The sequence below is a fragment of the Paenibacillus sp. FSL W7-1332 genome, from assembly GCF_037969785.1.
Classification (GTDB): domain Bacteria; phylum Bacillota; class Bacilli; order Paenibacillales; family Paenibacillaceae; genus Paenibacillus_AQ.
The window spans coordinates 4,474,649-4,493,837 of sequence record NZ_CP150209.1 but is presented as its reverse complement, the minus strand read 5'-3'; the positions used below and the strand labels follow the sequence as shown (position 1 = coordinate 4,493,837).

Sequence of the window (19,189 nt, the reverse complement as noted above, 5' to 3'; positions counted from 1 at the left end):
AAAAACAGAGAGGATGAGGACGATGCAATATCAAACTCACAACTGCAATCGATTGCAGAATCAGCTGCCGAAGATTGGTATACGACCTGTTGTAGATGGTCGGAGGGGAGGCATTCGGGAATCGCTGGAGGACGTAACGATGGATATGGCGAAGCGAACGGCGCGTCTGCTTACCGAACGGCTAAGGCATAGCAACGGGCTGCCGGTAGAATGCGTGATGGCTGACACCTGCATTGGAGGCGTAGCCGAAGCCGCACGTACGGAGGAGAAATTTGCCAGGGAGAATGTCGGTCTTTCCATTTCGGTGACTCCCTCCTGGTGTTATCCAACGGAAACGATGGATACGCATCCGACAAGGCCGAAAGCTATTTGGGGATTTAACGGAACGGAGCGCCCCGGTGCCGTGTATCTGGCAGCAGCTCTTGGCGCGCATAATCAGAAGGGACTTCCGGCTTTCTCTATCTATGGTCGGGATGTGCAGGATATCGGCGATACCGAAATTACGGCTGACGTAGAGGAGAAACTTTTGCAATTTGCAAAGGCTGGCCTTGCCGTAGCGACCATGAAGGGGACTTCGTATCTGTCGATGGGCACAGTATCTATGGGAATCGCGGGCTGTATCGTCGACGAGGATTTTTTCCAGAAGTATCTTGGGATGCGCAATGAATATGTGGATATGACGGAATTCGTAAGACGAATCGAGCTGGAAATTTACGATCATGACGAATATGAGCGGGCGCTTTCCTGGATTAAAGAAAACTGCAAGCCTGGGGCGGACGTCAATCCGGAGCATTTGAAGCGAACCGATGAGCAGAAGCAGCAGGATTGGGAGACCGTCGCGAAGATGGCGTTGATCGCGCGCGATTTGATGGTGGGTAATCCGAAGCTGGCGGAAATGGGATACGGAGAGGAAGCGCTCGGGCGAAATGCGCTGGCTGCAGGTTTTCAAGGACAACGTGCCTGGACGGATTATTTTCCGACCGGGGATTTCATGGAGGCTATACTGAACTCATCCTTTGATTGGAATGGTCTGAGAGAGCCCTACATGGTCGCAACGGAGAACGACAATCTGAATGGGATTACGATGCTGTTCGGACATCTTCTCACGGATGCAGCGCAGGTATTTGCGGATGTTCGTACATACTGGAGCCCGGAAGCCGTAAAGCGTGTAACCGGGTATCAGCTTGAGGGAATTGCGGCGCAGGGCGTGATCCACCTGATCAATTCCGGGCCTGCTGCCCTTGACGGGACGGGAAGGCAGACAAAGGACGACAGACCGGCGATGAAGCCTTTCTGGGAAATCACACAGCAGGAAGTTCAGGACTGCCTCGATGCGGTCAAATGGTTTCCGGCTATTGATTTCTTCCGCGGGGGTGGCTTCTCAACCGACTTTACGACCCGGGAAGGTATGCCGGTAACGATCGCGAGAATAAATAGGGTTGCGGGTGTTGGACCGGTCCTTCATATCGCCGAGGGGATGACCGTTGAGCTGCCGGACGCGGTACACGATATATTGGATCAGCGAAGTGATCCTACATGGCCGACGACCTGGTTCGTACCGAATCTGACCGGTCAAGGCCTGTTCAGGGATGTATATACCGTGATGAGCAATTGGGGATCCAACCATGCCGCTATGAGTTATGGGCATATCGGCGGGGAATTGATCACCTTGGCATCAATGATCCGCATTCCGGTATGCATGCACAACGTTCCGGAGGAACGGATATTCCGGCCAAGCGCCTGGACCGCCTTTGGCGGACTGGAACCGGTCTCGGCCGATTACCGGGCATGCGCAGCTTACGGTCCTTTGTACAAATAGGAGGCAGATAACATGAAGCAGTTATACACCATTGGCGTGGATTTTGGTACGGAATCGGGCAGAGCTCTGTTGGTTGATATCACGACCGGGCGAGAAGTTGCTACCCATGTGACGCCATACACGCATGGAGTCATGGACGAGGTGCTGGTCCACTCGGGTTTGAAGCTGGGGCAGGATTGGGCGCTGCAACATCCAGATGATTACATAGAGGTGCTTCGGCAATCCATCCCGCGCGTGCTCTCGGAGGCTAACGTATCTCCGGATCAAGTCATCGGGATCGGCATCGACTTCACGGCATGCACGATGATGCCGCTGGATGCCGGGGGGACTCCGCTGTGCATGCTCGAGGAATGGAGGGACAATCCGCATAGCTGGGTAAAGCTGTGGAAGCATCACGCGGCTCAGGATGAAGCGAACCTGATTAATGAGGCCGCTAAGCGGCGAGGGGAGAAATTTCTTGCACGCTACGGAGGGAAGCTGTCCTCGGAGTGGATGCTTGCGAAGTCTTTACAGATTCTGAATGAAGCTCCCGAGTTGTATGAGCACGCTGTACTGTTTATGGAGGCTGCCGATTGGGTGGTCATGGAATTGACCGGTCAGCTCGCACGGAGCAGCTGCACCGCAGGTTATAAAGCCAATTGGCATAAACGGGATGGATATCCGTCCAAGGAGTTCCTCCAGTCGCTTGACCCGAGGTTCGGGACCCTTGTGGAGGCGAAGCTGCGAGGCCCAATCAAGCCACTGGGTTCAAAAGCTGGCGGATTAACCGACTCGATGGCAGCTATAACCGGGCTTCTGCCAGGAACCGCGGTAGCCGTAGCCATCATCGATGCCCATGCCATGGTGCCGGCCGTCAGTGTCGTAACTCCGGGTAAACTGGTGCTCGCCATGGGAACCTCTACCTGTCATTTGATATTAAGCGACAAGGAAGTGACGGGAGAAGGGATTTGCGGTGTCGTCGAGGACGGGATCATCCCCGGTTATTACGGGTATGAGGCAGGACAATCGGCCGTTGGCGATATATTTGCCTGGTATGTGGAAGAGGCAGTGCCGGAATATGTAAGACGCAAGGCTGCCGAAGATCGTCTCGGCATTCATGAGTGGCTTGAGAGGGGAGCATCACAATATGAGCCTGGCCAAACCGGCCTGCTGGCTCTCGACTGGTGGAATGGAAGCCGTTCCGTACTGATGGATGCCGATCTGAGCGGTGTCATCCTTGGATTGACCCTGCAGACCAAGCCAGAGGAAATATACCGGGCGCTTCTGGAGGCTACCGCCTTCGGAACGCGAGCGATCATCGAAGCCTTTACCGAAAGCGGCGTTGAAGTCCAGGAGCTCTATGCTTGCGGCGGATTGCCGCAGCGAAACCGGCTGCTGATGCAAATCTATGCCGACGTTACCGGCAAGGAAATCAAAGTAGCGGATACCGTCCAGACGGCTGCCTTTGGAGCAGCTATGTTCGGCGCCGTTGCGGCAGGCAAAGAGCGGGGAGGCTTTGAGAGCATCGTAGAGGCAGCAGAAGCCATAGCTCGTGTTCGTGAAGAGACCTTTAAGCCGATTGAGGCCAACGTGCGTGTATATGATCAATTATACAAGGAATATAAAGGACTTCATGATTATTTGGGAAGAGGCGAAAACGGGGTGTTGAAACGCTTGAAAGCATTAAAGAGCGGAAAATCACCGGAATGAATGAAAGATTGAACGCCTAAAAAAAACGCCTAAATAAACGTCTGGCCACGACGAAATATCGCCGGGTAGCATTGGACTCATAAACTGGGAATGCAGGTTCTGGAAAGATCTGCATTCCGTATTAACTAATTCTGCAATCGATGTCACAATTTGTGAAACGACATTACGAAGTACGTTCAACTATCATCCGCAAGCCAAAAAGGAGCGAATCATTCATGGACCATCAAGCAGCATTATCTTCACTCAGCCTTACCCGAACCGGAAAAAGAAAACGGGAATCCAGCTACGACCGTTCTGGAGGCAATAAAGACTACTTCTCCATCAACCCAGGCGATCTGACCGAAATTTGCAGCATTCCGGGCGCTGGCGCCATCACTCACATCTGGATGACAATGGCCAGCGACGTCCCTGCGGAGGAATTGTATTTGCCGCGAAAAATCGTTCTCCGCATGTACTGGGACCAAGAGACGGAGCCCAGCGTGGAAGCGCCGATTGGCGATTTTTTCGGAATGGGGCACGGGCTCACCAAAAATTATACGTCAGCGGCATTGATGATGAGTCCCGAGGACGGCAAGGCATTCAACAGCTTCTTCCGTATGCCGTATGCGGATGGAGCCCGCATTACGATTGAGAGCGAGGCGGAGCATCCAATCAAATTTTATTTCTATGTGGATTATGAGTCCTACGATAAGCTGCCTGAGGAGGAGCTGAGATTCCATGCCCAGTGGCACCGGGAAAATCCGACCGACGGTATTCCGGACACCGGGGTGGACAACGCCTTCTACGAATTCGGCGGCAAGAATACGACCGGCAGCGGCAACTATGTCATTTTGGACGCGGTCGGAAAGGGCCATTACATCGGCTGCAACTTCAATGTCCACAACCTGCGCGATACGCGGGAATGGAACTGGTACGGCGAAGGCGACGACATGATCTTCATCGATGGGGAACCGTGGCCTCCGACCTTGCACGGAACGGGCATGGAGGATTATTTCAACACGGCTTGGTGTCCGCAGCAGGAGGTGTGCACCCCGTATCATGGCATTATTTTGGGAGGGGGACCGAACTGGAGCGGCAAAATCTCCACGTACCGTTATCATATCCTGGACCCGATCATGTTCGAGAGCAGCATCAAGGTTACGATTGAGCACGGCCATAACAATCATCGTAGCGACGATGTTTCCTCAACGGCGTATTGGTATCAGGCAGAACCGCATCGCCCTTTCCCGAAACTGCCGAAGGTCGATAACCGATTGCCTCTGCCGGATATCAAGCCGCTTAACCCTGCCAGCATGAAACAGATCTTCGGCCATTCTAACCCTTGATATCAAGGGTGGGATATCGAATCGAAAGGGGAGATGAGCTTGAGGGTGAAAACGGCTTTGCTTGCCGGCCTAATCTTACTGCTCTGCGGCTGCACGAACGGCAGCAAGGTGAATCCCCAGCTTGATGGAGCAGATAAGGAGTTTTTATTAAAAGGCATAACCGGCCTGGAACAAATAACGCAATTGACCGGCGAACCATCGCCTAATCGCACGGATCGTTACGCGGTGTACGGGACCGACCTCGGTTCCATGATGAACGACGGGGAACGAACTTACTTCGTGTTCGGGGATACGTTCGGCGAGAGGGAGCCAGGACAGACTGGCGGAGGAGGCAGCTACTGGCGCTCCAATACGATGGCCTATACAACGGATGCGGAGGCGGCTGACGGCATCACATTTGAAGGCATGGTGACGGATGAATTCGGAACGGCCAAGGAACTGCTGCCCTCCGCCAAAATCGACTACGAAGAAATGACGAAAATCCCGACCCACGGCATTGCGGCAGGAGGTGCGTTGTATTTGTACTACATGTCGGTCAAACATTGGGGAGATCCGGGGAAGTGGGACGCCAATTACAGCAGCGTCGCCAAATCGGTTGATAACGGAGAAACCTGGGAGCTGCAGGACCAGCTCCGTTGGCCGGGGGATGGCAATTTCATTCAGGTAAGCTCCTATAAGGTGGAGAATGACGCAGGCGGTTCGAACATTTATTTCTGGGGTATTCCAGCCGGGCGCTTTGGCGGCGTTCAGCTTATGAAGGTGGGGGAGGAGCACATCGAGAAGCAGTCCAAGTACGAGTATTTTAGCGGCGTGGATGCTGACGGCAATCCCCAGTGGAGCACCGATATGGAGGATGCAATAGAAGTGGTGGATGACACGGCAGGCGAGCTTTCGGTTGTATGGAATGCTTATCTGGAACGCTGGCTGATGACATATCTGAAGGAAGGTAGGGGTGTTGTCATACGTGAAGGCATAACGCCATGGGGACCATGGGGCAAGCCTCTGGATTTGGTCCGAGCCGAGGATTATCCGGGACTGTACGGTCCCTATATGAATGAGCGGTATACCGAGAATGACGGGCAAACGATCTACTTTACCTTGTCTTTATGGGATCCATACAACGTCTTCTGGTTTAAAGCCTCGCTGGAAAAATGAAAACGGATTCAATTCATGTTCGGTTTAAATGCGAATCGCATTTAAATAGTTTGATCCATTATAAGGAGGGTTCATGATGCAGAAAACAACCATCAGCTTCAAATCCTGGCGTGTTCTGTTCTCCGTAATTCTGGTTCTCGTACTGTTCATTACAGGCTGCGGCGGACGATCCGGCGGTCCCGGAGGGGGAGCATTAAGCAATCCACCGGAAAATGAAAGCGTAAACAACGGAGGCGGCGCCGGCGACAAAGTAGTGATTGATTTCTGGGCGCAAAAATTCGAGGATACCACCGATGCCTGGTTCAAGAAATGGGTCGGCGAATTTAACAAATCCCAAAGCGAAGTCGAAGTGAAGCTGACGATTGTTCCGGCTGACGTTTGGGACCAGAAGATGAAGGCAGCGCAAGCCGCGGGGAAAGCGCCGGATATCCGAACGATCAACTACGGCAATGTGGCCAACGCGGCAAAGACGGGTCAGCTTATGGCGCTGAACGATTTGATGGATTCTGCGGCATTCGATGATTTGTACGACAACATGAAGGATTTTGTAGCCGTCAACGGTCAGTACTACGCTTACCCGAAGCTCGTTGAACCGTCAGCCGTGATGTTCTATCGGAAAGACATGTTTGAGGCAGCCGGGCTTGATCCGAATCAGCCGCCGACCACGTGGACGGAGCTTCTGGAGACGGCTCAGAAGCTGACCAAGAAAGGCGTGTTCGGATTATCGATCGCGCAAACGGCTCCGGATCTGGGCTGGTCGAGCTGGGGACTGCAGTACAACGCGGCAGGACATCTTGCGGTGACGGAGGACTGGTCCAAAGCGGACGTGAATAATGAAGGATACAAGGCGCTCCTGGATTTTTACCAAAAAGCCTACCAGTCCGGCGTCATGCCGAAGCAGGCTCTGGCCGGATATGCGGATATCAAGCCTTTCGGCGAGGGCAAGATTGCCATCCAGATTTGCGGATCCTGGGCAATCGGGCAGCTTCGCAACACCTATAAAGATATGGTTGGTAAAGTAGGGATCGCACCAATGGCATCGATGGACGGCGATTTGACGAAACCGACGGCAACGCTCGGCGGCTGGTCGCTGGCAGTTGACGGGAAATCCAAGCATCCGCAGGAATCGGCCGATTTCATCTCATACCTCCTCGCGGGTGATCCGAGCATCATGATCGACTTTTTCAAGACGTCCCAATTCTCCAAGTTCTCCCCGCGCAAATCGGTGGACGAAGCGATGAAGTCCGATCCGGATGCATCGAAGGATGCATGGCGTTCGCTGGTCTCCGAACAGATCATACCATACTCCCAAGCGGAGCCAATCTATCCATGGGACATCAGCTTCGCGCTCGCCACCTCCATTGAGTACGCCATGAAAGGAACGTCAGTGGACAAATCGCTGGAGAAAGCGGAGAAGGATATTAACGATTTCATTACCAAAAACAAGCTTGCCGGCACAAATCCGAAAAATTAGCGCTTAGGCGGCCATCGGGGATCAACCCTTCAAATACGGATATCCGATTTCGGATGGCTGCCTCATCCTTAGGTCATGGTGGTGACTCTACATGTTTAAGAAAAATTTCCGGCAGGATAACGGAGTGGCTTATTTGCTTCTCGCACCCATCGTCATCCTGCTAACGATCTTTGTCATCATACCTTTCTTCTATGCCCTGCGAGTGAGCTTCTATAATTGGAGCTTCTACCAGGATTCCACCTTTGTGGGCTTACAGAATTTCTATATGGTGCTGACGGATGACCTCTTTCTCCAGTCCATCTGGGTAGGGCTCAAGTTTGCCCTTATGGTCGTTCCGACGATGCTGATTCTCTCATTTCTGTTCGCCAACATCATTAAGAACCTGGGCTCCGGCTTCGCAAGCGTCGTGAAGACCTCCGTGTACATCCCAACCATCATTTCCGGGATTGTGGCATCGGTCATCTTCGTCTTTATCTTCGATTATGCCGGCGGCTTAGCCAATTATATCATCGGACTGTTCGGATATGAGCCGAAAGCTTGGCTTGCGGATGTGGCTACGGCGCTGCCCAGCATCGCCGCTCCTGCCGTATGGCTGGGCTTCGGTCTCACAACGCTGATCATGCTGGCAGGTCTTCACGATATTCCGAAGAGCTACTATGAGGCTGCGGAACTGGAGGGAGCGGGCACCTTTGTCCGCATGTGGTACATCACGATTCCGCTCATGCGCAATGTGATTCTGTATCTGCTCGTAACCGGATTTACGGCGCAAATCTCACAGTTCGAGCTGTCCCTCGTAATGACGGGAGGCGGACCGCTCAGCGAGACCACAACGCCGAACCTGTATATCTTGAACCATTTCCGCAACGACGTCATGGTCGGCAATTCCATCGCGGCATCGCTGCTGTTGTTCGTGGTTCTGGGCAGCATCTCGGCCATCATCTTCAGAGTATTGAATTCGGAAAAAGCGATCGACGGTTAGGGAAGACAGGAGGATAACTTGATGAAAACGTTCAACGGAGTTCAGAAAACATTGATGACACTTTTGACCGGTCTGGTGACAATTATGGCTCTGTTCCCGCTGCTGTGGGTCATCATCGCCGGGTTCAAAGACAAGGCGGAGGTGCTTGCCACGCCGTTCCGATTCTTCCCCAAGAAGTGGATGGTTCAGAATTATACGGACATTCTCGGCGATTCGGCCTTCATTCAGTCGATGCTCGTCACATTCGGGGGGGCGGTATTATTTGCAGCGCTGAGCTTGGCCGTTAATGCTACGGCGGCATACGTCTTCGCCAGGCTCGAATTTCGGTTCAAGACGTTTCTGTGGGTCTACGTCATCATCACCATGTTCATTCCCGGCATGGCGATCCTGCTGACCTCTTTCATCGTGGTGAATGAGATGGGCATGCTCGATACGCTTGCTGTGCTCGTATTGCCCGGGATCGCTTCTGCGGGACATATGTTCTTCATCCGCCAATTCTATCTGAATATCCCTATGGCGCTGGAAGAGGCGGCGCTGATCGACGGAGCGGGCAGGACCAAGATCTTTACCCATATATTCATTCCCATGTCGTTCCCGGTCTTTGTCATTGTAGGCATCGGCTCCTATTTGGCCTATTGGAATTCCTTCGTATGGCCGACGATGACGATTACCAACCCGGAGCTGTTTCAGATTATGCAGTATTTGTACACCTTCCGTTCCGAGCGTGCAACGGAAATGGGCATGTTGATGGCCGGATCGGCGCTTTCCTGTTTGCCGACCATTGTCCTGTTCCTCTTCTTCCAGAAGCACATCATTTCAGGAATCAAAATCTCCGGATTGAAATAGCGTTTCAATGCCAAAAAGTGGAGGTGGCGTATGATTATCATTGAGAACGGACACATTCGGGTTGAGATCAGCGAGCATAACGGAACGATCCAAGCCGTTCGCGATCGCTTAAAGGGGATCGATTACATCGCGGACTCGGGTCGTGGCCGTACGGATCCGTTTCGACTTGAGACAGACGCGGGGTTTAGCAGTTCTTTTCAAAAGTTTGAATGGAGCCGGGAACGTGCCGCATCCGGGCATAATCAAGTTCGATTATGCTGGCACACGCAGGAAGGCATGATTGTAACCTCGTCCGTAACACTCACGGCGGAAGAGAACGGTATTGAATTCAAATGCGGGGTTGATAACCACTCGGAAGACAGGGTGCTAAGCCTGGAATATCCGATTGTCCCGAACATGGCCACGATTACGGAGGATGGCGAGGAGGATTATATCGCTCATCCCTTCGCGACCGGATTTGAAGTTAACAACCCGATGAAGGTTTTTGAAACGGACGGGATCGGGTTTCGTTTTATGCCGTACCCGGAAAGCTTCTCGGGGGCGACGATGCAGTTCTTTACCTACTACGGCAAGGGCAGGGGCGGGCTGTATTTCGCGGCGCTGGACGGTGAAGGCCATCCGAAATGGCTGAATTTCTACAAGAACGGGAATGGCATGCTGGAAGCCTCCGTGATCCATGGCTGCAGCGATATGGGACCCGGCAAAGGGATACGGCCTCATTACCCGGTACAGGTGTCGCTTCTGTCTGGAGGCGGATGGTACGAAGCTGCTGACCAATACAAGAGCTGGGCCGTAAGGCAGAAGTGGTGTTCACGCGGCAAGCTTTCGGGCAGGGCTGCGAAGGAGGGCAGTCAATGGCTGCATGAGGACATGGGAGCAGCAACCTTCGGAATCAATGCGGGATCGGACCGCACGGCCTGGATTCAGAAATATCATGACAGCATCGGAACGCCGATGTTTCACATTCTAGGCCCCGACTGGACGCATCGGCCGCAGACGTTCGGCAGCGGCGTGCCGGGAGGATATGACGATTGGTTCCCGACCCGGTTCAACCCGGAGAACATCGCTCTGATTCGAAAGCTGGGCCATCGCTTCGCCCCGTTCGAGTTCGATTACCTGTACCATTTTGACGGAGCCGACGGAGAGCTTGGCAAGGAAGCCGAGCAGAAATTTCCCGAGTTGAAAAAAAGCGTGGATGCCTACCGCTTCCCGTTCCTCTGTCCGGCACATCCGTATACCCATGATTTTCATGTAAAACGGGATGCGGCGCTGCAGCGAAGCGACGATATCGATGCGATTTACTATGATATCTCCGCCAACAACATTCTAAAGGTCTGCATGGATGAAAACCATGGTCATCCGGTGGGAGCCGGCAGGATCATCGAGGAGGCCTACCGGCGGAACTATGCGGATACGAAGGCGGCCATGTACGAAATCGCGGAACGTTACATCCCTATGGGCACCGAGATGATCAATGAGACGATGCTCGATCTGATCGACTACTATCAGGCGCGGGCCGGAGGGCAGCCCGCAGCGCCGCTTGAAGGCTGGCCGATCCGGGAGCTGCTTAAGTCAGGCGATGCCCGCCTGATCCCGATGTTCACATACGTGTATCATGAGTACGGAGCGCTGAGATTGGACGGCTGGGGCAAGCTGACAGAGGAAATTGGGGAGCTGTACTATTTTACGGTGGCACGCACGTATCTCTGGGGCGGTGTATACGAATTGAATTACGAATACAGTCCGATGGAGGCGCTGGACGGGATCGAAAATCCGGCGGAGGAGCATTACTACCCGTTTGATCCTCGCGGGTATGCCTTTTCGACGAAGCGGGCCGAGTATTTGGCGCTTTATGCACGGCTTCGGACCGGAGCGGCGAAGACGTACTGGTCGTATGGGACCATGCTTCGGCCCCTCTCCTTCGACAGCCCGCAGGCTTCTATGAAATGGTTTCACTATAACCATGGCAAGGAAACGCCGGAATATAACAATGCAGGAGTATTGCTGACCGATTCCGTTATCCATGCGGCATGGCAGAATGAGCAAGGCGATGTTGGCTTGTTCTTTGCGAATGTGAGCGAAGCGGAGCAAACGATACGTATAGATCTACGACCGGAAGACTACGGGAAAACGGCAGTGAGCGGGCGGCTGTACATGCTTACGGGAGAGCAGACCGTAGATTGCGATCCGCAGCAAGATGATCGGCGCTTGCTCTCGCTTCCAGCCCGAAGCATCGCGATGCTGGAGTTGACCTAGCCTTGAACTCGAGAATATAGATAATGGATGAATTTTGGCGTGATAAGATTTGACGGTAAACCAAATAGTCGGATAACGGGGAGAAGGGAGACATCCATGAAACGATTACCGGATTCTTTTGTGAAGCAATGGGTTTACGACGATATCGGGCAAACGGCGCCAGAGGTAAGTCTGTATCAGCTGGATGAAGAGACGATCCACTGCGTGCTGACATTCGAGCTGGAGCAGACGATTCAACAGGATGACTGGCAGATGCGTTTGGAGCCGGCATTCCTGCCTCATTTTCACTGGGCGCCTCATTTAACGCCGACTTCCCGTCATGTGATGGACCAGCATTGCTTTCGTTCGCCCGCGCTCATCGTTCATGACGATACAAGGACGCTCATGCTCATACCGGATCTGGATCTGATCACGAAGGATGCAGACGCTCGTTGGTACATGGACCTGGATGCCCCTAATAACCTGCTTGTCTTGGGAATGAGCCGAACTCGGGTAAGCGAGCATGTGCTGTTTGAGAAGGTGAATGGGGCCTCATATTCTTCAGGAACGATACGCTTCGGTTTCTATTTGAAAATGGCGGATCATGATCAGGCCGGATTGAACCCCTGGCGACCGTTGCTGCAGTTTTTATGGGATCGATGGGGCCATGCCCAATTCAGTCAATCGATCGATGGAGAGGTCCGCCTAGATAGCTATGTAAAGCATGCTTATGAATGGGCTTTTCGGCATTGGAAAGACACGGTATGGCAGGAATTCGAATGGGACGGACGGAACATAGGGGCACCGGTATTCATTGCCGATGTGAGTCAAAGTCCGAATTATCCGGGCGTGCCCAACGAAAGGGAGAGCCGATCGATCTGGAATCAGGCCTGGTTCAGCTCCCTTCGCTCGGCTCAAGGCATCTACCGATACGGTAAGGAACAGAACGATCCGGAGCTGGTTCGCAAGGCAATGCTTATGAAGGAGCTTGCGCTGGCGGCCCCGCAGCGAGGCGGGTTCTTTCCCGCCGTCATCGCGACGGAGATGAAGCGGGTGATGGTAGATGGACAGCAGGTCAATCGGTCCGGGAGCTGGGCGTTAGCCTTCTGGGGAAATTCCAATCGCAACCCGGTCGATCCTTGGGGGGCGATCGCTGCAGCGCCTTATCATGTGCTGGATATGAGCTGGACGGCGCTGCTCATGCTTCGATGGCATGATGAGCTTGAGCCGGATCCAAGGCTGTTGGAATATGCCGCGCGCTATGCGGATGCGCTCGTGGCCCTCCAGGACGAGAAGGGATATTTTCCAGCCTGGCTGGATCAGGATACGTTAGCACCGCTGGATATCCTTCGGGAGTCCCCGGAAACGTCGCTCTCCGTCACGTTTTTGCTTAAGCTGCACCAATTGCGCCCGGATTCCAAATACATGGAAGCGGCAGAGCAGGCGCTTAAGGTTGTTATCCAGGAGATCGTGCCGACCGGCAGGTGGGAGGATTTCGAGACGTATTGGTCCTGCTGCGGTTATGGGCGCGATGAGCTTCCAGGCAACAAAGTGGCTAGGAATAACATGTTCAAGCAGTGCAATTTCTCCATGTTTTGGACGGCGGAAGCGTTATACCATATGTATAAAACAAACGGTGACAAACGATATATGATCGTTGGTCAACGTGTGCTGGATGAAATGCTGATGACGCAGGCTTCCTGGCAGCCGCCCTATCTGTACGTCGACGTAGTGGGCGGATTCGGCGTCATGAACTGCGACGGGGAATGGAATGATGCCCGGCAAAGCCTGTTTGCTGAGCTGATTCTGCAATATGGCGTGGAGTTGGACCGAAAAGAATATATTGAGCGCGGGTTAGCCGCTTTGCAGGCCTCGTTCGTCATGATGTATTGTCCCGAAAACGAAAAAACAAAAGAGCAGTGGGAGCGGGCGTATCCTTTCTTTAACGAGAAGGATTACGGCTTCATGATGGAGAATTACGGTCATGATGGTGTTGTGGACGAGGAGGGGCGAGGCATGGGGACATTCACCATCTTCGATTGGGGGAACGGTGCGGCAGCTGAGGCTTACCTGCGGATTAAGGACCGTCTGGGTCAAACGTTGAAAGAGCGGTACGGATACGATATCACATACTAAAAGGAGCGATAACAGATGATGAACTTTAATGGACTTAATATGCACCTCGGAAATTTATCTCGGCTGTCCAATGCGCAGACAAGATCCATCAGCGCGGAGAATTTTACCGGTGAAAAAGGAAAGGGCGGCATGGCCACCGACGGCACGGGCGCAGCGGCTTCCAGTGATTTGGGCGTAGGCTGGAAGGTCTCCCCTTCCGTGGAGATTTTACCGGGAGAAACGTTTACGATGGGTGACATTCAGGGTCCCGGGGCGATTCAGCATATCTGGCTTACTTGTCATCCGACGCTGTGGCGCAATCTGATTATCCGCATGTATTGGGACGATGAGCAGGAACCTTCAGTTGAGGTGCCCGTCGGTGATTTGTTCTGTAACGGATGGGGCGAGCGCAGCGATGTCAATTCAATTCCGGTTGCCGTGAATCCGGCCGGCGGCATGAACAGCTACTGGCAGATGCCCTTCCGCAAGCATGCCCGATTGACAATGGAGAACCGTGCGCCGGAAAAGGCAGTCCTTTACTATCAAATTGACTATACACTGACGGACATCCCGGAAGATGAGGCATATTTTCACGCGCAGTGGCGGAGAACGAATCCCGTTCCTTATAAAGAGGTTTATACCATTCTGGATGGGGTGACTGGACACGGGCACTATGTAGGGACTTACCTCGCCTGGCAGGTGAACAATAACGGCTGGTGGGGCGAAGGCGAGATCAAGTTCTATATGGACGGGGATCAGGATTATCCGACCATATGCGGTACGGGAACGGAAGATTATTTTGGCGGGGCCTGGAATTGGGAGCAGCCGATTGGTACCTACCGAACCTACTCGACGCCATATTTGGGGATGCACCAAGTGCTGAAGCCGGACGGATTGTATCGAAGTCAGCAGCGTTTTGGCATGTATCGATGGCATGTCATGGATCCAATCCGCTTTCAAAGCGATCTTCGCGTAACCATTCAGGATCTTGGCTGGAGGTCCGGAGGAAGGTATCTTCCGCAGCAGAGCGATATTGCATCGACGGCGTTCTGGTATCAGGCCGAGCCCCATGCGCCATTTCCAGAGCTTCCGGGTAATGATGAGCGGGAGGTTATATAAAGGAGGAGCTATTGCTTACCTGCCGGTAAGGTGATAGTGTGAATCCATGGACCCTTTTGCGGGAGCATATGGCGTATCCATGGTTGTTAATGGAGGATAGGATGGACAAACATACGATTTATACGATTGCTGAACGGGTAGGCGTATCCCCTTCTACGGTGTCCAGAGCCTTGTCGGGAAGAGGTTACTGCAGTCCCAAGACGAAGAGCAAAATTCTGGCGGCTGCGAAGGAAATGAACTATGCGCCCGATCATGCAGCGAAGATGCTGAAAATGAGACAAACCAACAAAATTATTTTTGCCGTGCCCGATATATGCAACCCTTTTTATTTCGATATGATCAACGGAATCAATCAGGTGCTGGAAGAGCATGATTACCTGATGATTCTGTTTTACACCAAGCATAGGCTCCAGGAGGAGATGAAGGCAATTCAAACCCTGCGGGAAAATGTGGCCGATGGCATGATCATGGTGTCTTTTCATTTCGGTGAAGAGAATATCGGGGCCATCAATGCGCTGCAGGCACCGGTCGTGCTCACGAATAAATATGTCTCGCCGGAAGGGAATGACCGCTTCGATTATGTGTATGTGGACACATATGACGGGATCAAGCAAAGCACGGAGCATCTGATCCGTCAAGGCCTGCGTTGCATCGCCTATATGGGCGGCAATCTGAGCGAGCAGACCGGCCATGAGCGGTTCTGCGGGTATCGGGATGCCATGCTGCAAGCGGGGCTCCCCTTGCTGCCGCGTTTTATCGCCGAGTCCGATTATACTGAAAGCGGCGGTTATGCGATGGCAAAAGCGTGGCTTCAAGGGCCCGACCATCCGGAGGGCATTGTCGCCGCAAACGATTTAATGGCAATCGGGGTTATGAAGGCCTGCGAAGAAGCCGGTCTTCGCATTCCCCATGACGTTGCCGTTGTGGGCATGGATAATCTGGACCTTGCCTCCCGCGTATATCCCAAGCTGACGTCCGTTGCCTTGCAGCAGGAGGAAATCGGCCGCAAGGCAGCCCAAATCCTGATGGATCGCATGTTGGGAATACCGAGGGAAGAGCGGGCCGTGAAATTGATGCCGCAGATCGTCGTGCGGGATTCCAGCGTAAGGATTTGAATAAAGAATCGTGTGTAGTGAGAATGGCCGTGCACATAGTAACCGTTACCATTCCCATGAACGCTCATCGTTAGCTGATATAAAATTTAACTGACATGGAGATGAACCGTCCCTCGCAGTGAATCTGCGCAGTGGACGGTTTTTTGTGTTTCGACGAACAACCATGGTACAACCGGAAAGGGGCAATGGTTTGTGTTTGGAGTAATTATTATTACGTTTTGGAGTAATTTTATATTGACTCTAAGAGTAATTTGAAATACCTTATAAAGTAACAGAGTGAATATGAGACATGGAATGGCCACTCTGATTACGGCTGTGAAGGGAGAAAGTTGGATGTCACAGGTTCATATGTTACAACCGGATATTCATACGCTTCATGGATTTTTCAGCAGGGAATTGGAACCCGCCCTATACATACAATCTGGGGATACTGTCGTGTATCAAACCTTAGATGCGGGTTGGGGACTGGAGAAACGTGCTGCCCCAGGCGCGGCGAGAATGAAGTTTACGAAGCGCAAGCCGGAGCGGCAGGAGAAGCAATTCGGGCATGCGTTATTGGGTCCCGTCCATATTCAAGGGGCTAAACCCGGGCTTACATTGGAGATTCAGATCAACGAGATCGTTCCCGGATCATGGGGATGGACCTCTGCCGGAGGTTATCCGAGCTATTGGAACGAGAAGCTGGGCATGGCCCACGCCAAGGAAGTGACGCTGGACTTTGAATTGGATCTCAAGACCATGACAGGCAGAAGCCAGTTCGGAAATTTCAAGTATAGCGTCGGCCTGAAGCCGTTTATGGGAATCATGGGCATGCCGCCGAATGAAAAAGGTCAGCATACGACTTTTGCACCGCGCCCTTATGGAGGAAATCTTGATTGCAAAGAATTAACGGCCGGCAGCACCTTGTATCTGCCGATCCCGGTGGATGGCGGGCTGTTCTCAACAGGGGATGGACATGGGGCTCAGGGAGACGGCGAAGTTAGCGGTCCCGCCCTGGAATGCCCCATGGAGAAGGCGAGTCTAACCTTTCATGTCCGAGACGACATGCCCATAACGATGCCCAGGGCCAAGACAAGTACCGGCTGGCTCACGATGGGGTTTCACGAGGACCTGGACGAAGCCATGTGGATGGCATTAAGCGGGATGCTTGATCTCATGACCGAGCTTTACTCTATTTCAAGAACGGAGGCATATGCCTATGCCACCTTGACGGTCGATATAAGGGTAACCCAGATTGTGAACACATGTAAGGGCGTGCACGCATTTTTACCTTTTGGGGCATTGAGGTAACACTTCATAGATAAATGTAAATTTTTAAGGAGGTCTAATGCATGCAGTTATACGAGACCATGGTCAATAACCAAGGGGTACATATTCATGTGACGGAGGTACATCGGGATCTTAGGAACGAACAAACCTCACTGGTCGTCATCCCGGGACTGTCCGAGTCGGCTGAGGATTATATCGCCATTATGGAAAAGCTGTCGCCCAGGCATATTGTTATCATCACGCTTCGCGGCCGGGGCCGAAGTGACTCGCCTGCTTCGGGTTATACGCTCGAAGACCATATCAGCGACATTGATGCGGCGATTCGTCATCTTGAACTTGAGCATTTTGTACTCATGGGATATTCTCGAGGGGTGTCCTATCAATTAGGCTACGCCGTTCAGAATCCGGAACGCATTCAAGGTTTGATCATCGGGGACTATCCTGCGGTTCATACCGAGCTGCCTGCGGGATGGGTGGAGTTCTTCACGTCACTGCCCCCTTGGAGAGGAAAGAAGCTGTCTGACCGAATGAAAATATCGGCTTTACAGGCACTGCAGCAGGAATCGGCTAAGGTCGAAATGTGGAACGACCTAACTAGACTGACTTGCCCGGTCCTTATTATCCGTGGCGTAAAACCACATCCCGGGTTATCATTAGAAGCAGTGGAACAATATAAGCTGGCACTGCCTCAGGCAATCATTGTAGCGTTCGGGGAGCACGATCACAATATTTTTGAACCGGATGTGGATGTGTTTGTCCGCACCGCAGACTCTTTTCTGAAAAAGATTAGGAAGAACCATCAATCAATCACTTAAAAAGGGTGTACGCACTTGGACAATCTGAAGCTGAATGTATCACTTTTACGACAAAGAGTTCCGAACCTGACCAGCGCAGCCAAATCCGTGGGATTACGGCCGGCCACGGTCTCCAACCTATGTACAGGGAAAATTCCCGTTGGTCGGGCGGAAGTCCGCACCATTGCCGCATTGGCATCTCTGGCAAAATGCAGTCTGGATGAACTGATTCTGCGTGGAGAAAGTGTGGAGATGATTGAAACCGGCATCAAACCGCTTGATCTATTTGCTCCTTTGGCAAAAGGGGGTACCGTAGGTCTGGTCGCCCGTCCCGGAATGGGCCAACTGGTGCTGCTTGGTGAGTTGTTTCATCACTTCAAGCAGGAAGGGTATATGACGATTTTGCTAAAGCCGGAAGGCGAATATCCAGAGCTGCAGGACATGCTGAATGACGTAGAACGGGTAGCTTATTCTATAGAAGAAACCTATTCCATTGTGGCGAATGCGAATACCGATCATGAGATTGTGTTTGCAGCGGACAGGGAGCACGTCTTGACCGGCAAAATCTATGATCTTCAGGAACGTTTTCAAGAAGAGGGCATACAGCACATCACGACGTTTCTTGTGGACCTCAAAGGTGCGGCTGTGGATGAAGACATGCCTTACGGCCCGCTGGAGACGCTGTGGTATTTCGATGCCGATCTGGCGGCAAGACATATGTTTCCTGCCGTAAACCCGTTATACTCTACCTCTTCCGTATCGGAAGGCGTGCACCTGGATCAGGTTCATTTAGCGGTCCAACAGCGGGCCCAGAAGCTGCTGCGCCGTTATCGCGAGCTGCGTTCACTGGTTCAAGTACGAGGATTGCAGGCCATTCCGGCATCCGAGACAGAGGTTTATGAGCGGGGAGCACGGCTTGAGGCGTATCTGACGCAGCCTTTTTACGTTGCGGAGGCTTATACCGGTTTACCGGGCGAGCGGGTGCATTTGCAGGATACGCTGCATGATGTTCAAGCTATTTTGAATGGCAGCATGGATCATCGATCAGTGGAGAGTTTATCCTGGATCGGGACGCTAAAATAGCGATGTATTCATTAAAAGTCGAATTCTCGTAGTTTGTTTATCGGGAATATCGGCTTTTTTGCATGATTCCGCATAATATAATCCGTATGTCCCATAGCTGATAAGAAAAGGCCAGTATATAATATGTGCTAGTCTGTATCGTGCGGATGGCAGGAAGGTTGCACTGGACAAC

Annotated in this window: 14 protein-coding genes; all 14 read left to right on the top strand. The window is 52.6% G+C overall.

What is annotated here, in order from left to right; genetic code table 11:
* The first annotated feature begins 22 nt into the window (after positions 1 to 22).
* The 14 genes from MKX98_RS20070 (at position 23) to MKX98_RS20005 (ending at position 19,017) form a co-directional block, all read left to right on the top strand.
* Positions 23 to 1,819, top strand: coding sequence for an L-fucose isomerase (locus MKX98_RS20070; protein ID WP_339218054.1), 1,797 nt, complete (start codon positions 23 to 25; stop codon positions 1,817 to 1,819).
* Between the two features lie 12 nt (positions 1,820 to 1,831).
* The gene (locus tag MKX98_RS20065) at positions 1,832 to 3,508 is read left to right on the top strand and encodes a ribulokinase (RefSeq protein WP_339218053.1); all 1,677 of its coding nucleotides are present in this window, start codon (positions 1,832 to 1,834) and stop codon (positions 3,506 to 3,508) included.
* Between the two features lie 215 nt (positions 3,509 to 3,723).
* Complete coding sequence (locus MKX98_RS20060; protein WP_339218052.1) at positions 3,724 to 4,833, top strand: glycoside hydrolase family 172 protein; 1,110 nt, start codon at positions 3,724 to 3,726, stop codon at positions 4,831 to 4,833.
* Positions 4,834 to 4,878: 45 nt separating this feature from the next.
* Positions 4,879 to 5,988 (top strand): DUF4185 domain-containing protein, encoded by a 1,110-nt coding sequence (locus MKX98_RS20055; RefSeq protein WP_339224529.1) that lies wholly within the window; start codon positions 4,879 to 4,881, stop codon positions 5,986 to 5,988.
* Positions 5,989 to 6,061: 73 nt separating this feature from the next.
* On the top strand, positions 6,062 to 7,462 hold the full coding sequence (locus MKX98_RS20050) for a sugar ABC transporter substrate-binding protein (RefSeq protein WP_339218051.1): 1,401 nt from the start codon (positions 6,062 to 6,064) through the stop codon (positions 7,460 to 7,462).
* Positions 7,463 to 7,553: 91 nt separating this feature from the next.
* Positions 7,554 to 8,441 carry a sugar ABC transporter permease gene (locus MKX98_RS20045; protein WP_071220435.1) on the top strand — a complete coding sequence of 296 codons (888 nt, stop codon included), beginning with the start codon at positions 7,554 to 7,556 and terminating at the stop codon, positions 8,439 to 8,441.
* A gap of 21 nt (positions 8,442 to 8,462) precedes the next feature.
* Entirely contained in the window at positions 8,463 to 9,287 is an 825-nt protein-coding gene (locus MKX98_RS20040; protein WP_259445214.1) for a carbohydrate ABC transporter permease, read from the top strand.
* A gap of 30 nt (positions 9,288 to 9,317) precedes the next feature.
* Positions 9,318 to 11,543: a DUF6259 domain-containing protein gene (locus MKX98_RS20035; protein ID WP_339218050.1), complete on the top strand. Its 2,226-nt coding sequence runs from the start codon at positions 9,318 to 9,320 to the stop codon at positions 11,541 to 11,543.
* A 96-nt stretch (positions 11,544 to 11,639) separates the two neighbouring features.
* Complete coding sequence (locus MKX98_RS20030) at positions 11,640 to 13,658, top strand: hypothetical protein (RefSeq protein WP_339218049.1); 2,019 nt, start codon at positions 11,640 to 11,642, stop codon at positions 13,656 to 13,658.
* A 15-nt stretch (positions 13,659 to 13,673) separates the two neighbouring features.
* Positions 13,674 to 14,756 (top strand): glycoside hydrolase family 172 protein, encoded by a 1,083-nt coding sequence (locus tag MKX98_RS20025; RefSeq protein ID WP_339218048.1) that lies wholly within the window; start codon positions 13,674 to 13,676, stop codon positions 14,754 to 14,756.
* Between the two features lie 101 nt (positions 14,757 to 14,857).
* Positions 14,858 to 15,871, top strand: coding sequence for a LacI family DNA-binding transcriptional regulator (locus MKX98_RS20020; protein ID WP_071220441.1), 1,014 nt, complete (start codon positions 14,858 to 14,860; stop codon positions 15,869 to 15,871).
* Positions 15,872 to 16,204: 333 nt separating this feature from the next.
* Positions 16,205 to 17,161, top strand: coding sequence for an acetamidase/formamidase family protein (locus MKX98_RS20015; protein ID WP_339218047.1), 957 nt, complete (start codon positions 16,205 to 16,207; stop codon positions 17,159 to 17,161).
* 41 nt (positions 17,162 to 17,202) lie between these two features.
* Positions 17,203 to 17,955, top strand: a complete 753-nt coding sequence (locus MKX98_RS20010) for an alpha/beta hydrolase (protein WP_339218046.1) — start codon at positions 17,203 to 17,205, stop codon at positions 17,953 to 17,955.
* A 15-nt stretch (positions 17,956 to 17,970) separates the two neighbouring features.
* The gene (locus tag MKX98_RS20005; protein WP_220684798.1) at positions 17,971 to 19,017 is read left to right on the top strand and encodes a hypothetical protein; all 1,047 of its coding nucleotides are present in this window, start codon (positions 17,971 to 17,973) and stop codon (positions 19,015 to 19,017) included.
* Positions 19,018 to 19,189 lie beyond the last annotated feature (172 nt).

Bases quoted from the DNA above. Each gene is read 5' to 3' on its own strand.
- MKX98_RS20070 (WP_339218054.1), top strand. From the start codon at position 23: ATGCAATATCAAACTCACAACTGCAATCGATTGCAGAATCAGCTGCCG.
- MKX98_RS20035 (WP_339218050.1), top strand. From the start codon at position 9,318: ATGATTATCATTGAGAACGGACACATTCGGGTTGAGATCAGCGAGCAT.
- MKX98_RS20025 (WP_339218048.1), top strand. From the start codon at position 13,674: ATGATGAACTTTAATGGACTTAATATGCACCTCGGAAATTTATCTCGG.
- MKX98_RS20040 (WP_259445214.1), top strand. From the start codon at position 8,463: ATGAAAACGTTCAACGGAGTTCAGAAAACATTGATGACACTTTTGACC.
- MKX98_RS20015 (WP_339218047.1), top strand. From the start codon at position 16,205: ATGTCACAGGTTCATATGTTACAACCGGATATTCATACGCTTCATGGA.
- MKX98_RS20010 (WP_339218046.1), top strand. From the start codon at position 17,203: ATGCAGTTATACGAGACCATGGTCAATAACCAAGGGGTACATATTCAT.
- MKX98_RS20030 (WP_339218049.1), top strand. From the start codon at position 11,640: ATGAAACGATTACCGGATTCTTTTGTGAAGCAATGGGTTTACGACGAT.
- MKX98_RS20020 (WP_071220441.1), top strand. From the start codon at position 14,858: ATGGACAAACATACGATTTATACGATTGCTGAACGGGTAGGCGTATCC.
- MKX98_RS20050 (WP_339218051.1), top strand. From the start codon at position 6,062: ATGATGCAGAAAACAACCATCAGCTTCAAATCCTGGCGTGTTCTGTTC.
- MKX98_RS20060 (WP_339218052.1), top strand. From the start codon at position 3,724: ATGGACCATCAAGCAGCATTATCTTCACTCAGCCTTACCCGAACCGGA.
- MKX98_RS20045 (WP_071220435.1), top strand. From the start codon at position 7,554: ATGTTTAAGAAAAATTTCCGGCAGGATAACGGAGTGGCTTATTTGCTT.
- MKX98_RS20065 (WP_339218053.1), top strand. From the start codon at position 1,832: ATGAAGCAGTTATACACCATTGGCGTGGATTTTGGTACGGAATCGGGC.